The sequence below is a fragment of the Bacillus salitolerans genome, assembly GCF_042680805.1.
Lineage (GTDB): Bacteria > Bacillota > Bacilli > Bacillales > SA4 > Bacillus_CJ > Bacillus_CJ salitolerans.
In genome coordinates this window covers 1-7,945 of the sequence record NZ_JBHUEM010000010.1, presented here as the reverse complement: position 1 = coordinate 7,945, position 7,945 = coordinate 1, and the positions used below count along the sequence as shown (strand labels likewise).

General features: G+C 35.5%; 10 protein-coding genes. 7 read left to right on the top strand and 3 right to left on the bottom strand.

The window, feature by feature from the left end:
• On the top strand, positions 1 to 915 hold a 915-nt coding region (locus ACFSCX_RS09055; RefSeq protein WP_377927879.1), incomplete at its 5' end, for a transposase.
• A gap of 140 nt (positions 916 to 1,055) precedes the next feature.
• Here ACFSCX_RS09055 and ACFSCX_RS09050 read toward each other — a convergent pair.
• Positions 1,056 to 1,139, bottom strand: a complete 84-nt coding sequence (locus ACFSCX_RS09050; protein WP_377927881.1) for a hypothetical protein — start codon at positions 1,137 to 1,139, stop codon at positions 1,056 to 1,058.
• Between the two features lie 41 nt (positions 1,140 to 1,180).
• Positions 1,181 to 1,555: an imm11 family protein gene (locus ACFSCX_RS09045; protein WP_377927878.1), complete on the bottom strand. Its 375-nt coding sequence runs from the start codon at positions 1,553 to 1,555 to the stop codon at positions 1,181 to 1,183.
• Positions 1,556 to 1,925: 370 nt separating this feature from the next.
• Here ACFSCX_RS09045 and ACFSCX_RS09040 point away from each other — a divergent pair, with 370 nt between their 5' ends.
• The 6 genes from ACFSCX_RS09040 to ACFSCX_RS09015 all read left to right on the top strand — a co-directional run bounded on the left by ACFSCX_RS09040 (position 1,926) and on the right by ACFSCX_RS09015 (position 5,684).
• A complete protein-coding gene (locus tag ACFSCX_RS09040; protein ID WP_377927877.1) occupies positions 1,926 to 2,306 on the top strand; it encodes a GntR family transcriptional regulator in 381 nt (126 codons plus the stop codon).
• 2 nt (positions 2,307 to 2,308) lie between these two features.
• A complete protein-coding gene (locus ACFSCX_RS09035; RefSeq protein WP_377927876.1) occupies positions 2,309 to 2,995 on the top strand; it encodes an ATP-binding cassette domain-containing protein in 687 nt (228 codons plus the stop codon).
• A complete protein-coding gene (locus tag ACFSCX_RS09030; RefSeq protein ID WP_377927875.1) occupies positions 2,995 to 3,828 on the top strand; it encodes a hypothetical protein in 834 nt (277 codons plus the stop codon). Before ACFSCX_RS09035 ends, ACFSCX_RS09030 begins: the two co-directional genes overlap by 1 nt.
• Before the next feature lie 13 nt (positions 3,829 to 3,841).
• Positions 3,842 to 5,062, top strand: coding sequence for a hypothetical protein (locus ACFSCX_RS09025; protein ID WP_377927874.1), 1,221 nt, complete (start codon positions 3,842 to 3,844; stop codon positions 5,060 to 5,062).
• A 62-nt stretch (positions 5,063 to 5,124) separates the two neighbouring features.
• Positions 5,125 to 5,574 carry an RNA polymerase sigma factor gene (locus tag ACFSCX_RS09020; protein WP_377927873.1) on the top strand — a complete coding sequence of 150 codons (450 nt, stop codon included), beginning with the start codon at positions 5,125 to 5,127 and terminating at the stop codon, positions 5,572 to 5,574.
• On the top strand, positions 5,541 to 5,684 hold the full coding sequence (locus ACFSCX_RS09015) for an RNA polymerase sigma factor (protein ID WP_377927880.1): 144 nt from the start codon (positions 5,541 to 5,543) through the stop codon (positions 5,682 to 5,684). The genes ACFSCX_RS09020 and ACFSCX_RS09015 overlap by 34 nt, the downstream gene beginning before the upstream one ends.
• Positions 5,685 to 6,707: 1,023 nt before the next feature.
• Here ACFSCX_RS09015 and ACFSCX_RS09010 read toward each other — a convergent pair.
• Positions 6,708 to 7,861, bottom strand: a protein-coding gene (locus tag ACFSCX_RS09010; protein ID WP_377927872.1) for an IS3 family transposase whose coding sequence is annotated in 2 segments (ribosomal slippage) — positions 6,708 to 7,609 and positions 7,609 to 7,861 — 1,155 coding nt in all. Because the reading frame shifts where the segments join, the coding sequence is not laid out codon by codon here.
• Between the last annotated feature and the right edge of the window lie 84 nt (positions 7,862 to 7,945).

Here is a 7,945-nt window from a genome sequence, read left to right as displayed (position 1 = left end):
TCCGATGATGTCTCTAGGCGTAAAGAGTTACGTCGGGAACGAAAAACGCCGAAACAAGTCGTGAAACAAGTGTATGATTGGATTGAGCGTAAGCAGAAGTACGTCGAGGACTTTGAGATTTTTGGACCACGTAACAGTTATTCCAAAACGGACAAAGATGCGACTTTTATGCGAATGAAAGATGATTATATGAAAAACGGGCAACTCAAAGCAGGCTATAACCTTCAGGTGGCGACAGAAGGACAATTTACACTGGCGTACGGCATTTTTCCAAACCCAACGGATACGAAAACACTCATTCCCTTCCTTGATCAAATCGAGGGTCAGTTCTTTACATTACCAGAACATATCGTTGCGGATGCGGGCTATGGAAGTGAGCAAAATTACGATGATATTCTTTCAAAACGCAAGCGTACACCACTCATTACGTATGGTCATTATTTAAATGAACAAAAGAAAAAATACAAAAACGACCCGTTCAAATCGAGCAATTGGGCCTATGATGAGGAAAGTGATAGCTACACCTGTCCAAATCAGCAACCAGTTCAATTTAAATATCATTCGGTTCGCACGGATAAAACAGGATTCGAGCGTACGTTCAAAGTCTATGAGTGTGAGGACTGTACGGGCTGTCCACTTCGTAAAAACTGTACGAAAGCGCAAGAAGGGAAAAATCGCCAACTCCTGATTAATGAGAAATGGGAACAACAAAAAGAATATGTGAGAACGAAGCTTTCAGATGAAGAAACGGCTGCCATTTACCGCCAACGTAAAATGGACGTGGAGCCAGTTTTTGGATTCTTGAAGGCTAATTTAGGTTTCACTCGACTTTCAGTACGTGGAAAATTGAAAGTTGAAAACGAGATCGGCCTCGCATTAATGGCCGTGAATATACGAAAATATGCGGCAAGATGAGAAGGTCTTGTCCGCACATAACTGAAAACTAATGAAAAAAGTGAAATCGATGACACGATTTCACTTTTTTTCATATAGAGAAGCTAGTTATGTCCCAGCCTTATTTCGCTTATTCAAGAAGTGCCCCCAATAGTTGAAGATTAGATTGTTTTTACTTCTAAAAAATCGCATCCAGTAATCCCTTGTTTTAAGAAAGCATCTTTACATATTTCTGAAACAAACATAGGTATTTTGAAACCTTTAATTTTAAATATATGATAATCAGTTACTGCACATTATCTTCATCAGCTTCAATTACGCTATTATCGGAATGTTCCAGATTCAATACACCCAATACGCTAAGTGCATTCGCGACAGAATAACCTTTTATTATAGAATTGTCCTTTATGTTAACAACTCTTACTGGGAGATACTGAATATCACTTTTATCAATTTCTGTTAACAAACTTTTTAATTTATCCGAAACAAGAAACCAACCCAAATTGTTTGCTAAGTAATCGGTCTGCTCGCTACCATCGTCTGTGTAGAAGTAAAAGGTTAAACCCTCATTCCAATGTTTTATGAACTTTCCTTCTATGAGGTGGTATTGCTCAAATCCTTTACTATCATTACAAAAGCATACCGGTTTGATTACTATCATCAAGAAGCAATTTATAATATTTCATATGAACACCAACCACATTTTTTCTCTTTATTTTATCATGCCCTTATTGAACTAAAAGACCCATTAAAGAATAAGGGATCAGCAGCTGCTGATCCCATTTTGTTATTCAATATGTCGAGTAGAGGGAAACCTTTCTACCTCTCGGTAGATTGTGTTCCTCCCCCTTCACAGATAAAAGTTGCAACTCCACTACCATGGGAGAGTTAAACACTTGTTTACCTCAAAATAAAATTACATGGGAGGGATTGACAACCCTAGTGTATTACCCATATAATACACTCACAGTGTATGAACCAATTAATACACACACTTTAAATTAATTTAAGGTCGTATAGGAGTTGTTTTGATGAATGTCAATTTTAATAATCGAGATCCAGTCTATTTGCAGATTGTCCGTTATTTTAAAGAGAAAATCGCAATTGGTGAGTTGGAACCTGGACAAGAAATCCCTTCTAGACGTGAGTTGGCCAATAAGTTGAAGGTGAATCCTAACACTGCTCAGCGAGCATATAAAGAAATGGAGGAACATGGTTTGATTTATACGGAGAAAAATTACCCCAGTAAAATAACAACAGATCAAAAGATATTAGGTAAGGTGCGAGATGAATTACTTATAGAAGCAGTTGACCTGTTTGTAACATCTGTTCGTTCCATTAATGCACCCATTGAGGAACTTCTTGATCTCGTTAGGGAAAAGTATATGGCTGTCGATGATAAGGAGGCTTAAACATGATTGAAGTAAAAGAGGTTGAAAAAAGCTTTGGAAGAAAAAAAATATTAAAAGGTGTATCCTTCAAGGCGAACAAGGGGGAAATCACTTGTTTGATTGGATTAAATGGAGCTGGGAAGACGACCATTTTAAATGCCATAATGACTCTTACTCCTATTAATAAAGGACAGATTTTGATTGACGGTAAACCACTTAATAAAGATACATTTCAAAAAATCACCTTTATCCCTGACGCTATAACTATGCTTCCACACATGACAATAGCAGAGGCTATGGAATTTATGAGTGATTTTTATAGTTGCTGGAACCACGAACGAGCAACAGAATTACTGGGCTTTTTCAGATTAAATAAACGTGACCGAATTTCTGCCTTATCAAAAGGAAAAACAGCAAAGGTTAATCTGTTACTTGGGTTAGCACTGGATGTGGATTATCTATTAATGGATGAACCGTTCTCGGGAATTGACATATTCAGCCGCGAAGAAATTGCAAATGTATTCACTAGTCATTTAATTGAAAATCGAGGTGTCATCATTACAACACATGAAATAGGAGATATCGAACATTTAATTGATAAGGTGGTCCTTCTCGATGACGGAATGGTAACAAAGGAATTTAACGCAGAAGAAGCACGTGAAAATGAAGGAAAATCTGTCATTGATGTAATGAGAGAGGTGTATCTGTAATGAATAATTATATGAAACTCGTTAATTTTGAATTTAATCGGATTGCAAAACTATTTACCATTTTACTAGGACTAACATTCATTTCACAGATGATTGGCGTAATCGTGAAGTCAAGAAGCTATTTAAACATGGCTAATGAAAAAATTTATGAAGAGATGATGTCTAAAGAACTTTTTTTAGAATCCTTCGGTCAAATAAGCATTTTACAAGTAGCAAGAAATCTATGGTTTTTGGGTCCAATTGCACTTTGTGTGGCTGGTGTTGGATTCTACATCTTTCTGATTTGGTATCGTGATTGGGCCGGTAAAAATACATTTATTTACCGATTATTAATGCTACCTACCACACGATTAAATATCCTTTATGCCAAGATTACCACGATCCTTATCATGACTCTTGGATTTGTTGCCTTTCAACTTCTTTTTCTACCAATCGAGATGTGGGTTATGAAAGCGTTGGTGCCTTACGAGTTTAGAAACGATATGTCAGTAAGAGAATTTTTGACCAGTATACCAGAATTAACCATCATATTTCCCAATAGCATTGTTCAGTTTATCTTACATTATGGTGCAGGATTATTGGCTGTTTCTATTTTATTTACCGTAATTTTAATGGAAAGAAGCTTCAGGTGGAAAGGGATTTTTATTGGTCTTATGTATTTTGGAGTTTCTGTCGTTGTTGTGATTTCACCATTACTTTTACATGAGTTTGTCCTAAATGGTTTCTTCTATCCACTTGAACTGTTTATACTTGTCATCGTGATGGGGTTGATTGTACTCGCGGTATCTATTTGGATGAGTGGATTCTTATTAAGGAAAAAGATAACTGTATAAGGGGTGTTGAATAATGAAAAAATACTGGAAATTTACTGCCACTATCATTGTGATCATACTTAGTATTGGATCGTTTTATATAAATGCTGCTAGGTCAGCTGAACACTTCCCGGAATTTGTGATCCATACGATAAGCGGTGATGTGCAAGAAATTGAACGATTGGTTTTGGATGGATCTTATGTTGATACTTCCTCTCAAGATTATGTAAGTACAATTATAAAAATTACTGCAGAAGGGTCAACCTACAATGGTCGCTCCTTTCTAGACAAGATCATTGGGCAGCCCCCAACTTTGATTAAAGATTTACAGGAAGAATATCGTACCTTCATGCGAGGCAAGTATTCATCTATTGATCAGTATTTTGAAAACCAACAATTTCTGGCATATGCAGATGTAAGTAATCAACATGGTTCATTAAGATCGCGTGATTTTAAGTTTAATATATCTCTATTAAATAAAAATGATAATACGAATTACTCCTTCACGGTGGATGTCCCAGATAATGAAAAGCTTGATTATATTTTTATCCAAGATGTCCAAATGGTGGAGAATGTGTTATACCTTATCACCAGAAACTCGATTGCAAGTCCAGATCGCTTATTTAATGAGGAACATATTTATACCATTGATATCGTGAATCAAAAAATCAGTAACCATGAAGCCATTTTCCAGGTAGCTAAGGGAAAAAGTAATACTCAAACCCATATTAGTTTAATTGGGTCCAGTCCGACAAAAGCGAGCCAACATCTTGTATTCCAAATTACGGAAGAAGAAGTAATTGAAGAAGCGGAATCTACAAGGGTAAAAGATTCAACTCAGAAAATTATTTCGTATAATTTAACTACGAAGGAAAAAATAGATATTAATGTACCAGACATGAACTCGGAGGAGAACCAACTTAGTTTAATTGATGATTCCATTCTCTATTTTACTAAACTGGATGGACAGGAGCTCATCGTAACAACTTATTCTTTAGTAGATAAACAAGTTGGTAAAGTTTTCAAACTCGAATTTTCCGGAGAAAAAGGTGAAGAACGATTTCCATTACTCACTGTTAAAGATGGAAAATTCTATGCAGCAACGTCCCAAATAAAATCAATCATAAATACGGTTGTAATCGTTGCTGATGTGACAACAGGCAAAACTCTTTTTAAAGGTCAATTAGCCATAAAAGATTCTACACAAAAAAAGGGTTCATTTGAGTTATACTTACATGAATTGCTTGTGAAATAGAATATAGACAAGTTTGGCTGCAATGGTCTTTCAGGACACGGGGATTACGTAAGGAGGCTAACGTGAAAGCAAAATCATCTAAAGGCATTGTTCTAGCACCATTAAAGCAAAGTCAAAATGAGCAAAAAGGGAATGAGCTATATATTAAATATAAAGAGAAGGTGTATTGCCTCGCACTTTCATTTGTAAAAGATAACTATTTAGCGGAAGATCTATCACATGAAATTCTTATGAAGTGTTATTTAACGCTTGAGAAGTTTAACGGCAATTGTACCTTTCAATCATGGATTTACAGAATTGCAATTAATCATTGTATCGATTTTTTACGAAAAGGTTACCGTCATCGAGATTTGTTTTATGAAAACACAGACCTATTTACGGGTAAGGAAGGTACACCTGAAACTGATGTATTTAATAATTTTCGGAAAGAAGAACTCCTTTTTAACCTTAGACAGCTTCCACCGAATATAAAGAGGTCATTATACTCTACTACTTTAAGGATCAATCTGTAAAAGAAATACAATATCACTTGAATATAACTGTCTCGACAATTAAAACAAGGCTGTTTCGGGCAAAGCGGATGTTGAGGAAAATGTATGAGCATGTAGAGGCCCACATATAATCTGCATCCTACCTGCCAAAAGATAAATAGGCTAGTTAACGATAAATATTTTTTTAGCAGAATTGAATGAAGTGGAAGGACACGAGACTCCTGTAGGAGTAGTAGGACAGGCAGTCCCTGCAGGGGGTTACGACGAGGAGGTAGATTTTTTCCTGATCTTTGTGTTAGTGTTTTATTTTAATTTGTTAATATTAATTAGGCTGCCATAAATGACAGCCTAATTGTTTTATTAAACTAACGATACCTTTTTAGTTGAAGCTGACTATGTTTACTATTAATCCCAGATCCTATTAAAAGGATTCTCTGTAGCTAATCTAAAATTGCTTATTAATCTGCCCATTAATGTCAACAAGTGAAGGCACTAATTTTGTGGATAAGCGCCTGTGTTATTGAACAAGAGCACCTTTTAATTAAATAGTGAATAAAGAAAAAAACGATGATAATCTCATCGTTGGTAACAATTTATTATTCCTTCTTATTTGGGTTTCTATTAATAAATTCTATTTATTTTCCCTATTGATTATAGGATATAGAACAATTAGCAATACCCCAAAAGCAAGGGTAATTACAACTGAAAGTTGTCCTGTTTATGTTTCAAATACCATATAATCCCTCCCCCTTATCCATTTAGTCAGCAGCTAATTCCTTATTGAACACTCGCTCCCGTTAAATGAAAAAATTTGAATTATTATCCTTAAATTTATTTCTCATACCCTCATCAACTATCCAGAATATTAGTGCGGATATTAATGTTAATACGATAAGAAGTAAATGTTCAAAAAAGTAAGACAGAACTAAACCAATAATTAGACCAAAGATATGGATCTGAGTCAATATTCTGGACACAAAAAAGTTAAGTTTTTAGTACCTGTACAAACTTAGTTTGGAGTTAGTTTGACATGGAGCCTCTGTGGGCAAGATTCCACAGCCAAGTAGCCAGATTCTTATCAAAATCTTGGCTTTGCCCAATAGGCTATCATCCCCCCCTCTCCATGTAAAACCTAGTCTGAGAGAGGATTCAATTTATGAAGCTCTTCTAATGCTATCTTCCACATCTTGTGGGGTAAGGTAACCAATACCACTGTGAATTCTTTTTCGGTTATACCAACCTTCTATATATTGAAATAGAGCTAGATTCGCCGTTTTAAAGTCAATGTATGTGACATGATTTACTTCTTCCTTCTTTAGTATGGCGTGAAATGATTCAATACAGGCATTATCATAGGGGCAGCCTTTTTTACTAAAGGATTGGATGATTTTCTTAGATTCACAGTCTTTTTGAAATTCTTCACTTGTATATTGAGAGCCTAAATCTGAGTGCAGAACGAGCCCTTCACTCGGGTTTTGTGTTTGATAAGCATTTTCTAAAGCTGCTCTTATTAAACCAGTAGTCATATTACGACCAAAAGAATAACCAACAATCTTCTTTGAGTGTAAATCTAGAACAGAAGCAAGATAGCACCAGCCATCTCTTAACGTATTGATATACGTAATATCTGTAACCCATTTTTCATTAATCGTAGTAGTGGTGAAATCTTGATTTAGGATATTTTCTCGCTCAACTACTTCGCCTTTACTAGCTTGGGGTCTAAATTTCTTGTTTACGATGGAGCGAATACCTAGCTCTGCCATAAGCCGTTGAACACGTTTAAGGCTCACTAAATAACCTTCTTTCTCAAGCATTCTGTGAATTTTAGGGGCACCGTATCGCTTCTTGCTTTCTTCATAAATTTCTAAAATTCTTTTCTTCAGTTGATTATTAACACTTTCTCTTTTAGATTCTATCTTATGAAACGATTGATAATACGTGCTCTTAGGAACACCTAATACTTCACACATCGTTTGGACTGGGTGTTGATCTTGTAAATCTTCAATCATATTAATCAGCTCAGTGGTTTCTACTTTTTCGCGAATATGGCCATAGCCTTTTTTAAGATTTCATTTTCCTCCTGGAGACGAAGCATCTGCTTTTTCATTTTTGCAATTTCATCAGCTGTAATGGATGAACCGTTCTCTGTTTGAATAGGAGAATATTTCTTAACCCATGCATAAATAGTTACTTCCGATACGCCATATTCGTCACTTAACACTTTGGCTGAGCTGCCAGTAAGATAAAGATCTACAATCATTTTCTTAAAATCTTCATTATATTTTTTGCCTGTATTTTTGTTCCCCATTTATGGACACAACCTTTCGTTATCATTCTAGTCAAATTTTAAAGAACTTAACTAGGTTGTGTCCATGAAACTATACTAGCATCA

Bases quoted from the DNA above. Each gene is read 5' to 3' on its own strand.
- ACFSCX_RS09050 (WP_377927881.1), bottom strand. From the start codon at position 1,139: ATGTTTGTTTCAGAAATATGTAAAGATGCTTTCTTAAAACAAGGGATT.
- ACFSCX_RS09040 (WP_377927877.1), top strand. From the start codon at position 1,926: ATGAATGTCAATTTTAATAATCGAGATCCAGTCTATTTGCAGATTGTC.
- ACFSCX_RS09035 (WP_377927876.1), top strand. From the start codon at position 2,309: ATGATTGAAGTAAAAGAGGTTGAAAAAAGCTTTGGAAGAAAAAAAATA.
- ACFSCX_RS09045 (WP_377927878.1), bottom strand. From the start codon at position 1,555: ATGATAGTAATCAAACCGGTATGCTTTTGTAATGATAGTAAAGGATTT.
- ACFSCX_RS09025 (WP_377927874.1), top strand. From the start codon at position 3,842: ATGAAAAAATACTGGAAATTTACTGCCACTATCATTGTGATCATACTT.
- ACFSCX_RS09030 (WP_377927875.1), top strand. From the start codon at position 2,995: ATGAATAATTATATGAAACTCGTTAATTTTGAATTTAATCGGATTGCA.